Below are 17517 nucleotides of genomic sequence, written 5' to 3' on the forward strand. Positions count from 1 at the left end.
AGGAGCCGCCACGGCATGGTGCCGGGCAGTAGAGGAGGAGAAACCAATGACACTTGTAAGATCCGTTGTGCTGGCCGCAGCTGTGTCGGCAATCACAACCGGGGCCGCCCTGGCTGACTGGCCCGCCGACCGCCCGATAGAGATGATCGTCGCCTTCGCCCCCGGCGGCGGCACCGACATCATGCTGCGCGTGCTTGCCCCATTCCTGGAGGCCGACCTCGGCGCCACCATCGCAGTAATGAACAAGCCCGGCGCCTCGGGGGAGATTGCCTATAGCGGGTTATCGCAGGCGGACGCGGACGGCTACACCGTCTCGTCGCTCAACACGCCGGGCTTCCTGACCATGCAGTTGCAACGCAAGCTGAAATACGATCCCGCCACCCTGTGCCCCATTGCCCGTATTGTTGAGGATCCGGGTACGTTCGTCGTGCAGGCGAAGTCGGAGATCAAGACGCTTGAAGACCTTGTCGCCAAGGCCAAGGAGGCGCCCGGTGCAATCTCGGTCGCGACGACGGGTGTCGGCACCGATGAACACATGGCACTTCTTCAGCTGGAAAAGGCGACAGGCATCGACCTCACCGCCGTGCCGTTCGAGGGAGCCAATGAGGCCAAGACCGCTCTGCTGGGTGGACATGTGCAGGTCATCGGCCTGAACGTGGGTGAAGCGATGTCGAGCGATCCCGCATCGTTCCATGTTCTGGGGCAGTTCGCGGAGAAACGCTCCACGCTTGCGCCGGATCTTCCGACAGCGACGGAACAGGGCTTTGATGTGATCATGTCCTCGGAACGTGGACTTGCAGCGCGCTGTGACGTGCCCGAGGAGATCCGGGCGAAGCTGTCCGCGTCGGTCGAAAAGGCCTTGGTCAACCCGGAGTTCCTTAAGGCCGCCGAGCAACAGGACCTGCCGCTGTCCTATCTGTCCGGCGCCGACTGGGCGGCTGAAATGCCGGCCCGGCTGGCGCGCTTCGAAGAGATCTTCAAGCTGGTCGAGGCTGGAAAGTGATGCCCCGCCCGAGCATGCCGTTACGCGGTGACCGGCCCGACCTGCTGACGGCGCTGATCTTCCTGGGGCTCGGCATGCTCGGGCTGGCCATGTCCCGCGAGTTGGAGGCAGGAACGCTTGCACAGATGGGCCCCGGGTTTCTTCCTCGGGTGGTTTGTGTGCTGCTAATCTTCGTGGGGCTGGCCGTTGGCTTGCCCGCCCTCCGCCGGCCCGCGATCTTGCTGGAATCGGTGAAGGCCCGGCCATTGCTGATCATCCTCGTCGCCATCATAGGCTTCGGCCTGGCCGTAACCCATCTGGGCTTTGTACTTGCCGCCTTGTGGTTGGTTGTTGTGGGATCGCTGGCAGATCCGGGTGGCAAATGGTGGCAGACACTGGCGCTGGCATTCGGCCTTGCCGCATTCGGTGCAGTGGTCTTCGTCTACGGCCTGGGCGTGCAGGTGCCACTCTGGGCGTTCTGATGCCCGTCAAGATCCCGGGGAGGGACCAATGACTTTTGTTGATTTGCTGATGCTTGGCTTTTCCGAAGCCATGACTCCTACGAACCTGGGCTTCTGCCTTTTGGGAGCACTGCTGGGTACGCTGATCGGCGTACTGCCCGGAATTGGGCCGACGGCCACCATTGCGGTGCTGTTGCCGATCACTTTCTTCCTGCCGCCCCTTGCCGGCATCATCATGTTGGCGGGTATCTACTACGGCGCGCAATACGGCGGTTCGACCACGGCAATCCTTGTGAACCTGCCCGGAGAAGCCTCTGCCGTCGTCACAACCCTCGACGGCTACAAGATGGCCCAGCAAGGCCGCGCCGGCGCCGCATTGGCAGTTGCAGCGTTGGGTTCATTTTTTGCAGGAACAATGGCGACACTTGCCATCGCCATCGCCGGACCGACGCTGTCGAATTTCGCCCTGAAGTTTGGCCCGGCAGAGTATGTGTCGCTAATGGTCTTCGGCCTTCTGGCGGCAACCATCCTTGCCAGCGGCCCAGTTCTCAAAGCGATCGGCATGATCCTGATCGGGCTTTTGCTGGGCATGGTCGGCACTGACCGGGCGACTGGCGACGACCGGCTTACCTTTGGCGCCATCGAGCTGTTCGACGGCATTGATTTCATCGTGATCGCGATCGGCCTGTTCGGCTTCGCGGAAATCATCGGCAACCTGGAGCGGACAGGGGCCGAAGGTGTGAAGCTGGCGCCTTTGACCCGGCTCTGGCCAACACGCGAGGACTTCCGCAACTCCTGGGGTGCGGTATTGCGCGGAACCGGGCTCGGCACCTTGCTGGGCCTGCTGCCGGGTGGCGGAGCGACGCTCGCCTCGTTCAGCGCCTACTCGATGGAGAAGAAGCTTTCGCGTCACCCGGAGAGGTTCGGAACTGGCGTGGTGGAAGGGGTCGCCGCACCGGAAGCGGCAAACAACGCCGCGGCGCAATCCTCGTTCATTCCGCTTCTAACCCTCGGTATTCCGTCCAACAACATGATGGCGATGATGCTGAGCGCCTTCATGATCCATGGCATCACCCCCGGACCGACAATCCTGAATACGCAGCCCGAGATCTTCTGGGGGCTTGTCGCCTCGATGTGGATCGGCAACCTGCTGCTGGTCGTCATCAACCTGCCGCTGATCGGGATCTGGGTGAAGCTGCTGACGGTGCCATATCGACTGCTTTATCCTGCGATCCTGCTGTTCTGCTGCATCGGCGTCTACAGCATGAACAACCGGGTCTTTGACGTGGTGCTGGCGGCCGGTTTCGGACTTCTGGGCTACATCTTTCGCAAGGCGAGATGCGAGCCAGGGCCTTTGCTGCTCGGCTTCGTTCTGGGACCGCTGCTGGAGGCCAACCTGCGCCGGACCCTGCTGATAACTCAGGGTGACCCGTCGATCTTTGTCGAACGGCCCATCAGCCTGACCATGCTGGTCGCGACGGTGGTGCTTCTGGCGCTGATGATGCTGCCGTCATTCCGGACAACCCGCGAAGAGGCGTTCAAGGAAGAGGAGGTCTAGGCCCGCGCATCTGCCGTGAGGTGGAGATGCTATCCAGCAGTAATATGCTCGTTGCCCATACTAACCTTTGGAGGAGGAGACCCATATGAAGATGAACAATATATTCGGCACACTCGCCTTTCTTGCCGCATCTAGAGCACGTCCGCTTTATTCGGGGTCATATCCGCATGATTTGAAGTAGTTTTCGCATTCTTGCGGTTCGAACAGTGTGACGATCTGGCCGACCGTATTCCATAAACCCTCCACTGTTCGCTCAGCTTTGGCGCGCAATAGAGCCTTCAGCTTGGCGAACGCCTTCTCGATGGGGTTGAAGTCCGGGCTGTAGGGAGGAAGGTAGAGCAACCGGCATTCCGCACCTTCGATTGCGTGACGCACTCCCTCCGCCTTGTGTGCGGGTAGGTTGTCCATGATGACGATGTCGCCCGGTGCCAAGGTTGGAATGAGAACCTGTTCGACATAGGCCTGGAACGCGACTCCGTTCATCGCTCCGTCGAGGACCATGGGCGCGGTCATGCCGGATAAGGGGTCAACATTCCGCGCCGATTGACAGATTGAAAAAGTGGTTGACCACGCGCATCCTGGCCGCCGGGCGAAATGAAGGGGCTACTGCTTTGACGCCGCCGCCATTTCTGCAATCTGCGCAAGCGTTACCGAGCCGTATTCTGATTGCACCTGGCTCTCCGCGACCGCAAACGCTTCCTCAAGAACGAAATTGGATGCCCGTTCCACCGGACATCCAGGATGATCACGAGAGGTTGGGGCTCGGAGTATGGAATCCCCGCTTAGAGCTTGATGGATCTCTAAGACAGTTATCTGCTCCAGCGGCCTGACCAGCTTCCAACCTCCGCCCCGCCCGCCTTCTGAAGCAACGATTCCCTGTGCACGAAGCTCTCCAAGGGTGCGACGAACGACGACCGGATTTGTGTTCAACATCTGCGCGATGCGCTCGGACGTCTCTTTGCCCCCTAACAGGCCCATGTGACCAAGACATGAAGCATTCTCGGAAGCCGCCCATTCGCCTTCATAGCAATCCTTTCCGCAACAATTATGGTTACGCTAATTTGACTTTTGCCTCTTTGTGTAACAGTTTTCGTTACGATATGGAAGAATTTCAGCGGGTCCGTTGCCTGTCCCTTGCGGCTAGTGCGACCGAACCCCTTCCTTCCTCATAGTATGCTGGTCACTCAGAGAGGCTCCAATGAACGAGGCAACACCTCACCTTTATGGGGTGCATGTTCTACCGGAAGCCGGTCATTGGCTTCAGCAAGAACGGCCAAGTCAGGTGTCGAAATTGCTGGTCGACTTCATCCGGCAGCTCTGAGCCATTCTGGTTCCGTCACCTAAAAGGTAATCTTGGCGTAGGCGCCTCCGTCAGGATTGTTTCCGACTTCGAGCCGCGCATTGTGCCCTTCCGCAATTGCCTTAACCACCGAAAGGCCAAGGCCCGAGCCACTTTGACCACGACCGTTCAGCCTCTCGCTTCTCCAGAACATGTCGAACGATGAATGCTCGACATAGTCCGGTAGTCCTGGCCCTTGATCTCGAACCGATAGGAATGGCTGCCCAACTTCATTTAAGCCCGTTTGAACATCGATTGGACCGCAATCACCCGCATACTTACGTGCGTTTTCAAGTAGAACCAGCAGGGCCTGGCGAAAACGGTCGGGATCGATCTTTGCCGGTGCCGGCTGGAGGGATGTTCGGAATTGAACGGCGTCGCCTGTGGAAGCCTGAAACAAGGTCACCGTTCCTAAGACATGCGATGCCAAGTCTGTTGTCGTGGTTGCTCTAACAAAATCGGACGTGCCTGCCAACGAAAGCGTGTTCAGTTGATCTACCAGGCGGGACATGCCCTGTGCTTGCACTAGCAGGGCTCGCAATTGTCTTTCGTTGGTGGGAATGACACCGTCGGACATTCCCTGGAGATTACCCTGCAACACAGTGAGTGGTGTTCGCAGTTCATGGGCCACCGCACGAGTGTTGAATTTCAAGCGTGTTTCCAATGCGTACAGCTCGCTCGCCATGCTGTTGATCGTGATGGCGAGCGCTTCCACCTCTCTGGTTGCCCCGGGCTCTACAGTCACTTGAAAGTCGCCCTGCCGGATCTTTTCCGCCGCCGCAGTCAGGCGGGTCAGTGGCGCTACGATCCTATGCGCCAAAATCACCCCGATCGCACACGTTAAAACAATCAGTGCGAAGCCGAAATACAGAACACCCTCGACAGGCGAGGCCTCGGTTGCTTCGTCCAATTCAGGAAACAGGGGCGCGAGGGCCGCAAGCGCATTCGGGTCGGGGATCTCGCCAGCGTTGAGGCTCATCCACGCCGATTGCGCATCTCTGGGGAGCCTGTCTAGGGCCGATACTTCAGCGTGATCGATATACCAATCAACTGTGACATAAAGCACTGCTATCGTTACAACCTGAATGACAGAGGTCAATGCTGCTGTCATTGTGGAGAGGGTTGGCCTAGGCACCGGTCGACCTCGCAAAACGATACCCGATACCGCGAACGGTGGTTATATACCCTTCCTGGCCACGCTCTGTGAGCTTGCGCCGCAGATTAGCGATATGTGTGTCGATGGTCCTGTCAAGCGCGTCGCTCTCGGGTAAACATGCGTCCAGTAAAGACGCTCTCTCGAAGGTTTTGTAGGGCGATCTTAACAGACACACCAAAAGGCGGAATTCGGTTGCCGTTAGCGGCAGTTCAACCCGTCCTTTTTCCGTTGAAGCAACCGCGATGTGCGAATCCAGCTGGACTTCGATCTCGTCGTGTCGGATCACCTCGGTCGCGGCGACGCCCCTGGTTCGTTTCAATACGGCGCCGACCCGCGCCACGACTTCCTGTGGGTTGAATGGTTTCGTGACGTAGTCGTCAGCGCCGAGCTTCAGACCGAGCAATTTGTCCGTGCTGTCATCCATCGCTGACAAGAATATCACCGGCACGGCGGAGTTGGCTCGAACCTTTGTCAGAAGATCGAACCCATCGATGTCTGGCAGGCCGATGTCAAGCACGATCAGGTCCGGCTGTAGTCGTTGTACTTGCGTGAGAGCTGAAAGGCCTGTTGATGCTTTGGTCGTCCTGTAGCCAGCCCTCGCTAAATATCTTTCCAAGAGGGACGCTATATCATCGTCGTCCTCGACCACCAGCACGAGAGATGAAATCATAACATTGCCTTCTGATTTTGACGTCCCCTCCCGCAGCTCTCCGTCAAATCTTGACAATCGGGCGGGAGAAAGTGGCCCTCAACGAGGAGCCACCTAATGAGCATAACTGACCTCAACCCTAGTCAAAAAGCAATTGCCAAAATCGGCAACGACAAAGAGCGCGATTTGCTTCCGCAGGCGCTTGGCCTTCTAGGTTTCGCCTCTCTGATCTTTGCAGCGATGCCAGAACTCGACCTTATGGTAAGCCGTTTTTTTTGGGAGCCAGCGGCTGGCTTCGTGGCAATTGACAACAGCTTTCTGATCGCATTTCGTGACGCCAACAGGCTTTTGCCTTGGGTGGTCATTGGAGTTGCGCTTCCGCTGTTAATCCCAAATCCATTCCTCAAATACCTGAGATATCCGCCTGCACCGCACAAGCTGCTTTTCTTACTCACGTTTTTTGCAACCGGTCCGGGACTTGGCGTCCATCTGATCAAGATCCTGGTTGGCAGAGCGCGACCAAAAGCACTTGAAGATTTTGGCGGTAGCGCAGTCTTTACGCCTCCGTGGGAGCTTACCGACCAGTGCGTAAGGAATTGCTCCTTCATCTCGGGAGAAGCGGCAAGCGCCTTCGCGCTCCTCACACTGGTTGTATTTATCAGGCCCAAATATACTGCACTTTTTCTTTGCGCAGTTGGCATTGTCGCTGCAGGATTCTCATTCAACAGAGTCGTGTTCGGCGCCCACTTCTTGTCAGATGTGGTTATCTCTTGGAGCCTGATGTTCGTTTTGGCGGTGCTACTGTGGCGGTTGTTCTCACGAAGTGCGCCGCAGATCGATGCTTTGTTCGGCAGTCGAAACCGCCCGGTCTAGGGTTACGGCTGGCCGGTACCAAGGCAAAGCGCGGATTGGTCCCTTCGTGCCGGCTGCCCATCCACCACCTGATCGGCAAGAGCGCAGCCCCAGATGTTCTGATGCTAGCCATGTCCAAGAGGCAGCGGGCGCTGATGCTAGGCACCAAATTCCCGGCAGTGATCGCCACGCTTCCGAACTCCTCACGGGTAGAGGCCGACCATGGCCCAAGCCCTCAGAAAATGGGCGGATGCCGAAATCAGGAACGCGCCATGACCGTCATCCGACCAAGAGCCGCCCGCTCAAAATCGGTCCTTACCCTGCTTCTCGATCGAGAGAACGCCAAGCGCGGTACCGAGGCGTGCGGACATCGCTGATTAATTTTGAAAGAAGTATTTCGGAAATGATGCAAACTGTACGTCTATTGGAGCCGCCGGACCATCGAGCATGTGATGCTCCATGCATCCCCCCTGAGCTTTCCGTCATCGTACCAACATTCAACGAAGCACCCAATGTAGAATTGGTTGTCGGAGAACTCGCCAGATCATTACACGAAGTCGATTGGGAGGTCATATTTGTGGATGACGATAGTCCCGATGGTACCGCTGATGCGGTGCGGGACATCGCCCAACACGACGGGCGCGTGCGCTGCCTTCGCCGGATCGGGAGGCGCGGTCTTGCTGGTGCCTCGATTGAGGGCATGCTAGCGTCTTCGGCCTCGGTTGTGGCTATCATGGATGGCGATATGCAGCATGACGCCTCGCTGCTGCCGGAGATGCTTCGCCGTATCCGGGAAGGCGATGATCTCGTGATAGCGAGCCGGTACCTGAAGGCCGGCGGGGCCGCTGACGGGTTCTCGCGCACACGTTTGGGCGGGAGCCGCATAGCGACACGTCTCGCCCAAAGGCTCCTCCACATCGAAGTCACCGACCCCATGAGCGGCTTTTTTGCCATACGTCGTGCAGCGTTTGAAGATCTTGCGCCACGTCTTTCAAGCCAAGGCTTCAAGATCCTGATGGACATTCTTGCATCGACGCCAAAGCCACTGCGGACAAGCGAAATACCGTTGCTTTTCCGCGCGCGGCAGCACGGGGTCTCGAAGCTCGACAATCTGGTGACTGCGGAATATCTCAGCTTGCTGCTGGCCAAATCTACGGGAGACTTGCTCTCGCTCCGCTTCGTGATGTTTGCACTTATTGGTGGATCAGGTGTTGTCGTTCATCTGGTAGCGCTGAAGACAGCGCTCATGTTTGGCTGGACGTTTTCGCTAGCACAGATGACGGCTGCATATGTGGCGATGACCGGCAACTTCTTCCTCAACAATATACTGACTTATCGCGACCGCAGGCTCAAGGGCTGGCGGCTCGTATCCGGCCTGGCGTCGTTTTGGCTCGTGTGCAGCATTGGTGTCATCGCCAACGTGGGTGCCGGGCAACTCATCCACGACCAGGCTTCCACGTGGTGGCTGGCGGGGCTCGCAGGTGCGGGTTTGGGAGCCGTGTTCAATTACGTTGCGACCTCAATGTTCACATGGCGTGCGCGTTAGCGGCCGCATGGGAGCGCTCCGTGTCACACCAGCCCACCCTAAGAACGACCCGACTTTTCTTTTGCTTCGTCAATCACGCTGCTGATTTCAGACCGCGCAGTCGACCAAGACCGGCGCGTCCACCAGCACCCACTTGCCACACGAGAAACAATTGTTCGCCTTTAAGTCACAAGTTTCAGATCACAGCACGAAGACGTTCCGCGCTGCCGCATTGGTCATAATAGCCGGAACGCTTTTTCGGATTTTACTGGCGTCGGTCATCGATCCCGGAGTCGACGAGGCGTATGCGATTGCGGTTGGCACGCAATGGCAGCTCTCCTGGTTCGACCATCCGCCAATGGCTTTCTGGTGGGTAAAGGCGATGCGGGAAATCGCCAGGCCGTTCTTCGGCCAAGACGTGCCGGTGCTGGTGCTGCGGCTCCCTTTTGTGATCGCATTTACGATGACCAGTGTGGTGATGTTCAGTCTCACCAGTCGCCTGTGGGGACCAAGAGCCGGACTGTGGATGGTCCTAGCACTGACGCTGGCACCATTCTTCTCGGTCTCCGCGGGATCCTGGGTGGTGCCGGACGGCCCACTGCTTCTGTTCCTTTCTCTGACGGCTTGGCTGATGGAGCGGATCCTGTTTTCCCGAGATGCGCCGGAGAGAGAACGCTGCCTTTGGCTTGCTGCGGGACTGACGCTCGGGCTCGCCGGTCTTTCCAAATATCACGCCGCGATTTTTGCCATGGGCGCGGCGCTGTTCATCATCGGGACACCACACCGCCGTCACCTTACGAGGCCAGCACCGTGGCTCGCGGTTCTGATCGCTGGAATGGTGGCATCGCCGGTGTTTATCTGGAACGTACAGCATGATTGGGTTGCATTTGTTTTCCAGTCATCGCGCGGCGTCGGTTCGGACGGTCCGGACTGGTCCGGGTTCGCTCGCTCCGTCTTCGGGCAAGCGGCCTATCTTGGGCCATGGACGCTGGTCGGTGCGCTTGCGGCAAGCAGCTTGGTGCTTCGCGCAAGCGCTATCCGTTGTGGACCGGCCGGGTTCCTGGCAGCGCTCGGCCTGCCGACCATTCTCTTGTTCACTGCAGTTCCGCTCTGGGGCGGTGATGCGCTGCCGCATTGGCAGATGCCGGGATGGCTCTTCTTGCTTCCGATACTCGGCCACTCCATTGCCACTCTCGAGGCTTGGCGTCACAGTGCCGCTCGCGCTGCCAGAAGTTTTGCGTTCGCAGCGGGAGCAGTCCTTGCGGTGGGAATCCTGGCCGTATTAGTGATCCGATATACGCCTCCGTCTCAAGCCGAAACCGCCCGACTGGGTCTAAACGCATTCTTGGAGGAATCGGTGACTTGGCGAGGCCTCGCCGACAACCTGATCGAGCGCGGTCTGCTCCCCAGCTCGACAACTGTTACAACTCCACCTGAGCGCCCGTTGGTGGTTGCCTTCAATTGGGTGGACGCTTCGCGTCTCGCCGAGGCGCTTGGGGCGCGCGCAAGCGTACGCGTGTTTGGCGGAGACCCCCGCGGTTTCGCGTTTCTGGCGGACCACGCAGCCTGGACTGGCCGTGATGTTTTGATCATCGGCCGCCCCGATGTCTTTGATCGCGGCCTCCGGACAGTCCGTCCACTTTTCACTCGGATCGATCGCCAAGCTCCCGTTGCGGTCGAGATTGGGGGTGAAACCTTATTCGACGCACAAGTCGCGATTGGTCGAAACCTCATATCTTTCTATCCGCTGCCTTACCCCCGACGTTAGAGGCGAAGATCGGGAAGCGCGCTTGCCCATCCAAACTCCCGATGAGTGGACGTGAACCGTCTACGGATGTGAGGGAAGGGCGGAGTGCTTGCGGGCAGCAGACACTCGATATTCCATCGTCGTTCGCCTTGGCAACCGGTGCTCCTCAAGAAAGTTTGCTCCACGATGCGGCGTTCCGTATTCTTCGTTTCTGTTGCCTTTCTGGCTGTTCACCTGGGCATAGCCGCCTCGGTACCCCTCTTCGATGATGAAGCCTACTATGCGCTGTGGGCGCGAGATCTGGCGCTTGGCTATTATGATCATCCGCCAATGATCGCCTACATGATCCGCTCGGGTACCAATCTCTTCGGTGAAACCGCCTTCGGTATCCGACTGGTTCCGGTGATCTGTTTCGGCGCAGCGGGATACCTCGTGGGCGACATCGCGCGAATGTTAGGCGGCAGATCGGTGCTGCCGGTGCTGGCCACAACGCTCTACAACCTCAACCTGATAGTCTTTGCAATAGGCAGCTTCGCCACCCCAGACACGCCCTCTACCTTGTTCTGGGTAGCCGCACTTTGGGCGGCCTGCCGAGCGGTCAACCTGTCTGCAGACAGTCGATATGCAATGCTATTGTGGGTCGGCACGGGTCTTCTTGTTGGCTTCGGTGGCCTGTCGAAGTTTACAAATGCTTTCCTGGCGATCGGATTGCTCGCCTATCTGTTTGTTACCGCAAAGGGCCGTGCTTACCTGCTCACACGTCTGCCCTATGTGGCAATGGCAGTGGCAGTTCTGCCACTTCTTCCCTATCTTCTTTGGAACCTGCAAAACGATTGGCTCGGCTTGCAACGCCAAGGCGCGCGCCTCATCGCCTCCAGCTTCTCGACCCGATATGTGGGGGAATATGCGGCGCTGCTTCTCCTGGCACCAAGCCCATTGGTCACCTGGTTCGCCTTCAGAGCTATAAAGACGCCCCCAAGGCACAGCGCGCTGCTGGTATGGAGCTCCGTTCCGCTCCTCCTCTATTTCTCGTATCACGCGATGCATGCGCAAGTTCAGGCCAATTGGGTCGTGCCGCTGCAGGCGCCGGTTGCCATAATAGCGGCCTTTGGACTCGCTCAGGTTCAGTCGCTGCGGCTTTGGATAGGGATCACGATTGCAACTGCATTCTTGATAAGTTTCGGTTCATTTGCTGTCGTTTTTAATCCGTTCACCCCAATCGGTACCGCGGACAATCCACCAAACCAGACCCGAGGATGGTCGGCGACCGAAGATGCCATCACCAAGCGGTTGGAAGAGAGCGGCGCAACATGGATCGCCACCACGGACTATGCTCGCACCGGATCGCTCGCGCTTCGGTTTCCACAAATCCCAGTGTGGTCGGTCAGGGACCTGCAGCGCTATGGCTTTCGTGGGACGTTTCCAGCGGTATTGTGCACAGCCCCCGGCCTTCTCATCGAGCGAGCAAGACGATCGGAACACGCCTCTGACCTAGCCGAAAGCCTCTTTGAAGCGGTCCATACCACCCATGCCGCCGTTCGAACTCAAGACGGTGTTATACTGATGACCTATCGTCTAACCTCCGTATCTCAAGTCAAATCGCCCGATTGGTGCGGGAACTAACGCAATAGCGAGGGTGCATTCCCAGCCGGTTCAGCCCCTTCGCTACGCTTTGTGAACGCGCTGAAATCCTTAAGTCGTCTGTTCTTTTGTTCGTCCTCTGGTGGGCTCTTGGATCGTGCTCCGATGCGCAGTGTCGTTAACGGGGGCATGGGGCTCGGCGCAACTCTCAAATCGAGGTCCGGAACTTGTCGTACAGATCGGTCGCGGGTTCGCAGGCAGGTGCGAGGCATTGAAGCGCACCAATCGTCTTGAGGGCCGGTTTGCTTCGTCGGCATTCATCGAGTGCACCGATGTGAAGCGGCTTTCCGGTACAGAGCCAAAAGCCTTCCGCGACGTACTGGTGGCATCAATCAGCTAGAGCACGGAAGAACAGGACGGCGAGACTGGCTCAGGAGGCCAGTCTCAATTTTTCCGTTACGCCGAGCTTCAGCTTAGGGATGGCGGATGGTCGGAAAGAGGACCCAGCCGAGGCGGGTTTCGAGAAGGTGCCACAGGCCCTTCTTCGAAAACATCATGACGACGATGGCGACCGAGCCAAGGACGATCATATAACCCGCCCCGAAACCGGAGAGCATTTCTCGCAGGACGAAATAGATCAGCGTTCCGAGACCCTGTCGGAAAAGCGCTACACCGGCTTGTCTCAAGCCCCAAAGCGCAATTCCGGTGGCGCAATCCGGAGGAAAACCCATACATCTTCCGGATTGAAGACCGCAGTACTGTCACGTCGCACTACCATGACGTTGCTATGGCCATGGGCCAAGCTTGAACGGAGAGCCGTATGCGCTGAAAGGTGCACGTACGGTTCGGGGAGGAGAAGCGCATCTGCGCTTCTTACTCCACTCGCCACCTGGCAGGGTTTCGTCTACGTGGCCTTTGTCATCGACGCTTTCGCTCGTCGCATCGTCGGCTGGCGGGCGAGCCGGACAGCACATGCAAGCTTCGTCCTCGACGCACTGGAGCAGGCACTTCATGATCGGCGTCCCGCTCATGGAGGCGGCCTAGTGCATCACTCGGATCGCGGCGTTCAATACGTGTCCATTCGGTATTCCGAGCGATTGGCAGAAGCTGGCATCGAGCCGTCTGTCGGAAGCGTCGGCGACAGTTACGACAACGCCCTCGCCGAAACGATCAACGGACTCTACAAAGCCGAAGTCATTCATCGGCGTGGACCATGGCGCAGCTTCGAGGCCGTGGAGTTCGCCACCTTGGAATGGGTCGATTGGTTCAATCATCGACGGCTTCTGGAGCCTATCGGGAATATGCCGCCAGCCGAAGCCGAGGACCGGTATTACGCCATGCTGGACGAACCAGCCATGGCCGCATAACTTAAACGACACGGCCTCCGGCAAACCCGGTGCGGTTCACTCTCATTCTCGACCATTGGGACGATCTGCTCCATCTCGCGGCGTCGATCACGACGCGGTCCGTGGTGCCGTCTACGATCCTGAAGAGGCTGTCTGCGTCTCCGAGGGAAAGCCATCTCGCGAGGGCGCTCCGCGAACTCGGTCGGATTGAGCGTTCGCTCTTCATGATCGAATGGTACTCAAGCCCGACACTACGGCGGAGATGCCAAGCCGGTCTCAACAAAGGCGAGGCCGCCCATAAGCTTAAGCGCGCTGTCTTTTTCCACGAGCGAGGCGAGATCCGTGATCGGTCGTTCGAAAGCCAGGCGTTCCGCGCCTCAGGGCTCAATCTCGTGGTCAGTGCGAATCGTGCACTGGAACACGGTCTATCTTGATCGCGCGGTCACACAGCTGAAACGAGCTGGACGAGACATTCCTGATACTCTGTTGAAGCACATCTCGCCGCTGAGTTGGGAACATATCAACCTTACCGGCATCTACACCTGGGATGCGGAACATCAGATGCCCAACGGATTCCGAGCGCTCCGCCCTCCAGCTGGGCTGCGGCGGGTCGCATAAGTTCTCATTTCGTTCACCCTTAGCGTACGATTTTGCACTGCTCTTGTTCCGACCCCTCATTGCGGCTCCTAACAACCGCATCATGGCACTTCACGCGCCGCGGGAGCAGGCCGTCCACCTCATCAAGCCCCATGAAAGTGATTAGTTGATCGGTGTCGCGGATTTCATCGTGGCCAGCGGCAATGACCGCACTGCAGCCCGGACATGTGACTGCTCCGTCCGACGGAGATTTACGCAGAAAACCCCTTGCTAACCGGGCCGTTCCATATCTGCGTTCGAGCCCAATCTGGTTCACATCTTGGAAGCCTGAATCTCAAGCCGACCTTCAGAACCTCTTATATCGTCTGCAATCTTCAATTCAAATTATAGTTTGATGCAAAACTAGATTGCGCGTCCGATCGTGTTCGGCTAGCTTATCCATAAGGAGCCCGGTGCAGGCAAATCGCAGGGAGGACGGAGTAACGTATGGACATTCAACTTTTAATCGATAACGAAGACCAAGCTGCTGCTGACGGAACGACATTTGAACGTCGCGACCCGGTTACCGGAGAGGTGGCGAGCCGGTCAGCGGCGGGCGGGGTCGCAGACGCGAATGCCGCGGTGGATGCAGCTGCGGCGGCTTTTCCAGGATGGGCCGCGACCGGCCCAGGCCAGAGACGCGCCTTGTTGCTCAAGGCGGCGGATGTCATGGAGAGCAAGGCACCGGAATTTATCCGTCTGATGATGACGGAGACCGGCTCCACCGCGCCCTGGGGCGGCTTCAATGCCATGTTTGCCGCCGGTATCCTGCGAGAAGCGGCATCTATGACGACGCAGATCGCCGGGGAGATCATACCGTCCGACAAACCAGGCAACATGTCGTTTGCCTTGCGCCAGCCGGCTGGTGTATGCGTCGGCATTGCCCCTTGGAACGCGCCTGTCATCCTCGGTACCCGCGCTATCGCCATGCCGCTGGCCTGCGGCAATACCGTCGTTTTGAAAGCGTCTGAGATGTGTCCGGGCGTTCATCGCCTCATCGGACACGTCATGCGGGAAGCCGGCCTACCGAAAGGCGTCGTCAGTATCTTGACTAACGCACCCGCCGACGCGCCGAAGGTCGTGCAGGCGCTGGTGGAACATCACGCTGTGAAGCGCATCAATTTCACGGGCTCCACCAGAGTGGGCAAGATCATTGCGGAAATGGCGGCGCGCCACCTGAAGCCGGTGCTGCTCGAACTCGGCGGCAAGGCGCCGCTCATCGTGCTGGACGACGCCGACCTCGATGCTGCGGTCAATGCCACCATTTTCGGGGCGTTCATGAACCAGGGACAGATCTGCATGTCGACGGAACGCATCATCGTCGATGAAAAGGTGGCCGATGTGTTCGTGGAAAAACTGGCAGCAAGAGCACGCGCTCTGCCGGCCGGAGATCCACGAGGGCATGTGGTGCTCGGCTCGCTCGTCACGGTCGAGGCGGCCGAACGCGTCGAGAGCATGGTCAACGATGCGGTTTCCAAGGGCGGGCACCTGATCGCGGGCTTCGAACGTCACGGCGCGATCATGAGCGCCACGTTGATCGACGGCGTGACGCCGGAGATGCGCATTTATAGCGAGGAGTCGTTCGGGCCGGCGAAAAGTATCATCCGCGTGAAGGGGGACGACGAAGCGATCCGGGTGGCCAACGATACCGAATACGGGCTGTCGTCCTCCGTTTTCAGCCGCGATATCGGTCGCGCCATGGCCGTGGCACGCCGCGTCGAAGCCGGTATTTGTCATATCAACGGTCCGACCGTTCACGACGAGGCTCAGATGCCGTTCGGCGGCGTGAAAGGGTCTGGCTACGGGCGGTTCGGCGGCAAGGCGGCCATCGCGGAATTCACAGATTTGCGCTGGATCACGATCGAAGATCCGGACCAGCACTATCCATTTTAAATCGAAGGTCGCACGCGATCGTTTGGCAGGCCGGAAGACCCCTTCCGGCTGCGATGGCCGCTGGCAGTTTCAGGGTAAAGCATGGCGAACGGAACACATACACTCACCGCCGGCGGGGCAATTCTCGCGCGTCTCAAAGCACTCGGTGTCGATTACATCTTTGCCAATTCAGGCACGGATTTTCCCCCGATTATCGAAGGTCTGGCCGAAGCCGCGGCGCGCAACATACCCCTCCCGCGTGCCGTTGTCGTGCCGCATGAGAGTGCGGCCATGGGGCTCGCTTACGGTTATTATCTCGCCAGCGGGCGCGCTCAGGCCGTGATGGCCCATACGAATGTCGGCCTGGCAAACTGTGCCATGGGCGCAATCAATGCCGCTACCGAACATGTGCCGATCCTGCTTTTTTCCGGACGTACACCGCTTGCGGAGAAAGACCGGCTTGGAGCCCGCACCGTGCCGATCGGGTGGGGTCAGGAAATGCGTGACCAGACCGCGCTTGTGCGGGAGGCGACAAAATGGGACTGCGATCTCAGTTTCCCCGAGCAGGCGATGGACACCGTTGATCGTGCCCATGCCATAGCCAATTCTACCCCGCGCGGGCCGGTCTATGTCAGCCTTGCACGGGAGATATTGTGCGAGCCCTGTCCGTCTGACGGCCTTGATTTGCCTCCGCTCATGGTTCCGGCGGTCGCCGCGCCACGCTTGTCGGACCTCGAGCACGTCGCCATGCTCCTGGCCGAAGCCAAGCGTCCCCTTATTATAGCGCAACGTGGAACTCAGTCCGAGGAAGGGTTTGCAGCGCTGGAGGAGATGGCACGTGAATGGGCCATTCCCGTCTGCCAATATTGGGCCATACAGCTGGCGGTGGCAACCGACCATCCTATGGCCGTAGGGGTCGATCCGGCACCGTGGTTGGCCAATGCCGACTTGGTGCTCGTCATCGATTGCCTGGCACCATGGTCGCCGGACATCCATCAGCCCGTGCCTGGCTGCAAGGTTGTCCATATCGGCCAGGATCCGCTTTATAGCCGTTTTCCGACCCGCCATTTTCCGTCGACCGCCAATCTTGTTGGAGATGTTGGCGATACGCTTGTCGCGCTCAACCAGGCGGCAAAGCACTATCTGCCCGGGTCGGAAGCTGCGCGGAAGATTCGACGCGATGTCGTTGCCGCGGCCGCGCAAGCCCGCAGGCAAGAGGTCCGTCGCGAGGCCGGGTCCGGAGATGGCGATGCGGTCTCGAAGGCATTTGTCAGTCTCTGCCTCAGCCGGGCTCTGGCAGGTCGCAAAGCATCCATCCTTTCTGAACTTGGCGTACCGCTGGAGCCGCTCGACATCAGCCACTATGGTGCCTGGTTCCAGGAGCCGCATTCCGGCGGTCTTGGCTGGTCGTTTCCCACAGGCTTGGGCATGAAGCTCGCGGATCCGGACCGGCTGGTCATCGCGACCATGGGGGACGGATCCTATATGTTTTCCAATCCGGTCGCCTGCCATCAGGTTGCAGAGGCGCTTGAAATCCCGCTTCTCGTCCTTGTGTTGAACAACAGTTCATGGGGAGCCGTGCGACAATCCGTGCTCGGCATTTACCCTGATGGGTTCGCAGCCAGATCCAACGACATGCCGCTCGTTTCGCTGGCGCCTTCGCCCGATTTCTGCCAGGTCGCAGCTGCGAGCCGCGCCTGGACGGCACGGGTTCAACATGGACGCGATCTGCATGCAACTCTGGCAAAAGCGATTGATCACGTGTTGACCAGGAAAACCCAGGCTCTCGTCGAAATCAGGATAGCACCCTGAT

12 protein-coding genes and 4 pseudogenes are annotated in these 17517 nt (G+C 58.7%); 11 read left to right on the forward strand and 5 right to left on the reverse strand.

Features of this window, described 5'->3' with window-relative positions:
• The first annotated feature begins 46 nt into the window (after positions 1-46).
• The 3 genes from HFC70_RS22045 to HFC70_RS22055 are packed head-to-tail and all read left to right on the forward strand — an operon-like array spanning position 47 to position 3001.
• Positions 47-1003, forward strand: a complete 957-nt coding sequence (locus HFC70_RS22045; RefSeq protein ID WP_168475446.1) for a tripartite tricarboxylate transporter substrate binding protein — start codon at positions 47-49, stop codon at positions 1001-1003.
• On the forward strand, positions 1003-1464 hold the full coding sequence (locus tag HFC70_RS22050) for a tripartite tricarboxylate transporter TctB family protein (RefSeq protein ID WP_168475447.1): 462 nt from the start codon (positions 1003-1005) through the stop codon (positions 1462-1464). Before HFC70_RS22045 ends, HFC70_RS22050 begins: the two co-directional genes overlap by 1 nt.
• A gap of 28 nt (positions 1465-1492) precedes the next feature.
• Positions 1493-3001 (forward strand): tripartite tricarboxylate transporter permease, encoded by a 1509-nt coding sequence (locus HFC70_RS22055; protein ID WP_168475506.1) that lies wholly within the window; start codon positions 1493-1495, stop codon positions 2999-3001.
• 147 nt (positions 3002-3148) lie between these two features.
• On the opposite strand, the pseudogene HFC70_RS22060 reads toward HFC70_RS22055, so the two are convergent.
• The 4 genes and pseudogenes from HFC70_RS22060 to HFC70_RS22075 form a co-directional block, all read right to left on the reverse strand.
• Positions 3149-3523, reverse strand: a pseudogene (locus HFC70_RS22060) (transposase); the annotation flags it as partial.
• 81 nt (positions 3524-3604) lie between these two features.
• Positions 3605-4026 (reverse strand): annotated as a pseudogene (locus tag HFC70_RS22065) (Rrf2 family transcriptional regulator).
• A 315-nt stretch (positions 4027-4341) separates the two neighbouring features.
• Positions 4342-5451 carry a HAMP domain-containing sensor histidine kinase gene (locus HFC70_RS22070; protein ID WP_168475449.1) on the reverse strand — a complete coding sequence of 370 codons (1110 nt, stop codon included), beginning with the start codon at positions 5449-5451 and terminating at the stop codon, positions 4342-4344.
• 16 nt (positions 5452-5467) lie between these two features.
• A complete protein-coding gene (locus tag HFC70_RS22075; RefSeq protein ID WP_168475450.1) occupies positions 5468-6166 on the reverse strand; it encodes a response regulator in 699 nt (232 codons plus the stop codon).
• A 96-nt stretch (positions 6167-6262) separates the two neighbouring features.
• On the opposite strand from HFC70_RS22075, the gene HFC70_RS22080 reads away from it, so the two are divergent.
• From HFC70_RS22080 to HFC70_RS22095, 4 genes are all read left to right on the forward strand, one after another.
• Complete coding sequence (locus HFC70_RS22080; RefSeq protein ID WP_168475451.1) at positions 6263-7018, forward strand: phosphatase PAP2 family protein; 756 nt, start codon at positions 6263-6265, stop codon at positions 7016-7018.
• 340 nt (positions 7019-7358) lie between these two features.
• Entirely contained in the window at positions 7359-8543 is a 1185-nt protein-coding gene (locus tag HFC70_RS22085) for a glycosyltransferase family 2 protein (RefSeq protein ID WP_368669780.1), read from the forward strand.
• Between the two features lie 151 nt (positions 8544-8694).
• Complete coding sequence (locus tag HFC70_RS22090) at positions 8695-10290, forward strand: glycosyltransferase family 39 protein (RefSeq protein ID WP_168475452.1); 1596 nt, start codon at positions 8695-8697, stop codon at positions 10288-10290.
• Positions 10291-10455: 165 nt separating this feature from the next.
• A complete protein-coding gene (locus HFC70_RS22095) occupies positions 10456-11892 on the forward strand; it encodes a glycosyltransferase family 39 protein (RefSeq protein ID WP_168475453.1) in 1437 nt (478 codons plus the stop codon).
• A 431-nt stretch (positions 11893-12323) separates the two neighbouring features.
• Here the strand turns inward: HFC70_RS22095 and HFC70_RS26840 are convergent, their stop codons facing one another.
• Positions 12324-12581 (reverse strand): hypothetical protein, encoded by a 258-nt coding sequence (locus HFC70_RS26840; RefSeq protein ID WP_210259383.1) that lies wholly within the window; start codon positions 12579-12581, stop codon positions 12324-12326.
• A 144-nt stretch (positions 12582-12725) separates the two neighbouring features.
• Here HFC70_RS26840 and HFC70_RS22105 point away from each other — a divergent pair.
• The 4 genes and pseudogenes from HFC70_RS22105 to HFC70_RS22120 form a co-directional block, all read left to right on the forward strand.
• Positions 12726-13217 (forward strand): annotated as a pseudogene (locus tag HFC70_RS22105) (IS3 family transposase); the annotation flags it as partial.
• 41 nt (positions 13218-13258) lie between these two features.
• Positions 13259-13814 (forward strand): annotated as a pseudogene (locus HFC70_RS22110) (Tn3 family transposase); the annotation flags it as partial.
• Positions 13815-14279: 465 nt separating this feature from the next.
• Positions 14280-15725, forward strand: a complete 1446-nt coding sequence (locus HFC70_RS22115) for an aldehyde dehydrogenase (protein ID WP_168475454.1) — start codon at positions 14280-14282, stop codon at positions 15723-15725.
• An 81-nt stretch (positions 15726-15806) separates the two neighbouring features.
• The gene (locus HFC70_RS22120; protein WP_168475455.1) at positions 15807-17516 is read left to right on the forward strand and encodes a thiamine pyrophosphate-requiring protein; all 1710 of its coding nucleotides are present in this window, start codon (positions 15807-15809) and stop codon (positions 17514-17516) included.
• The last annotated feature ends 1 nt before the right edge of the window (position 17517 follow it).

Origin of the sequence: Agrobacterium sp. a22-2, from assembly GCF_012276985.1 — a bacterium.
Taxonomy (GTDB): domain Bacteria; phylum Pseudomonadota; class Alphaproteobacteria; order Rhizobiales; family Rhizobiaceae; genus Allorhizobium.

What these genes read in the sequence shown, in the direction of transcription:
- HFC70_RS22115 (WP_168475454.1), top strand. Translation starts at nt 14,280, where the DNA reads ATGGACATTCAACTTTTAATCGATAACGAAGACCAAGCTGCTGCTGAC.
- HFC70_RS22070 (WP_168475449.1), bottom strand. Translation starts at nt 5,451, where the DNA reads ATGACAGCAGCATTGACCTCTGTCATTCAGGTTGTAACGATAGCAGTG.
- HFC70_RS22075 (WP_168475450.1), bottom strand. Translation starts at nt 6,166, where the DNA reads ATGATTTCATCTCTCGTGCTGGTGGTCGAGGACGACGATGATATAGCG.
- HFC70_RS22055 (WP_168475506.1), top strand. Translation starts at nt 1,493, where the DNA reads ATGACTTTTGTTGATTTGCTGATGCTTGGCTTTTCCGAAGCCATGACT.
- HFC70_RS26840 (WP_210259383.1), bottom strand. Translation starts at nt 12,581, where the DNA reads ATGGGTTTTCCTCCGGATTGCGCCACCGGAATTGCGCTTTGGGGCTTG.
- HFC70_RS22095 (WP_168475453.1), top strand. Translation starts at nt 10,456, where the DNA reads ATGCGGCGTTCCGTATTCTTCGTTTCTGTTGCCTTTCTGGCTGTTCAC.
- HFC70_RS22120 (WP_168475455.1), top strand. Translation starts at nt 15,807, where the DNA reads ATGGCGAACGGAACACATACACTCACCGCCGGCGGGGCAATTCTCGCG.
- HFC70_RS22080 (WP_168475451.1), top strand. Translation starts at nt 6,263, where the DNA reads ATGAGCATAACTGACCTCAACCCTAGTCAAAAAGCAATTGCCAAAATC.
- HFC70_RS22050 (WP_168475447.1), top strand. Translation starts at nt 1,003, where the DNA reads ATGCCCCGCCCGAGCATGCCGTTACGCGGTGACCGGCCCGACCTGCTG.
- HFC70_RS22045 (WP_168475446.1), top strand. Translation starts at nt 47, where the DNA reads ATGACACTTGTAAGATCCGTTGTGCTGGCCGCAGCTGTGTCGGCAATC.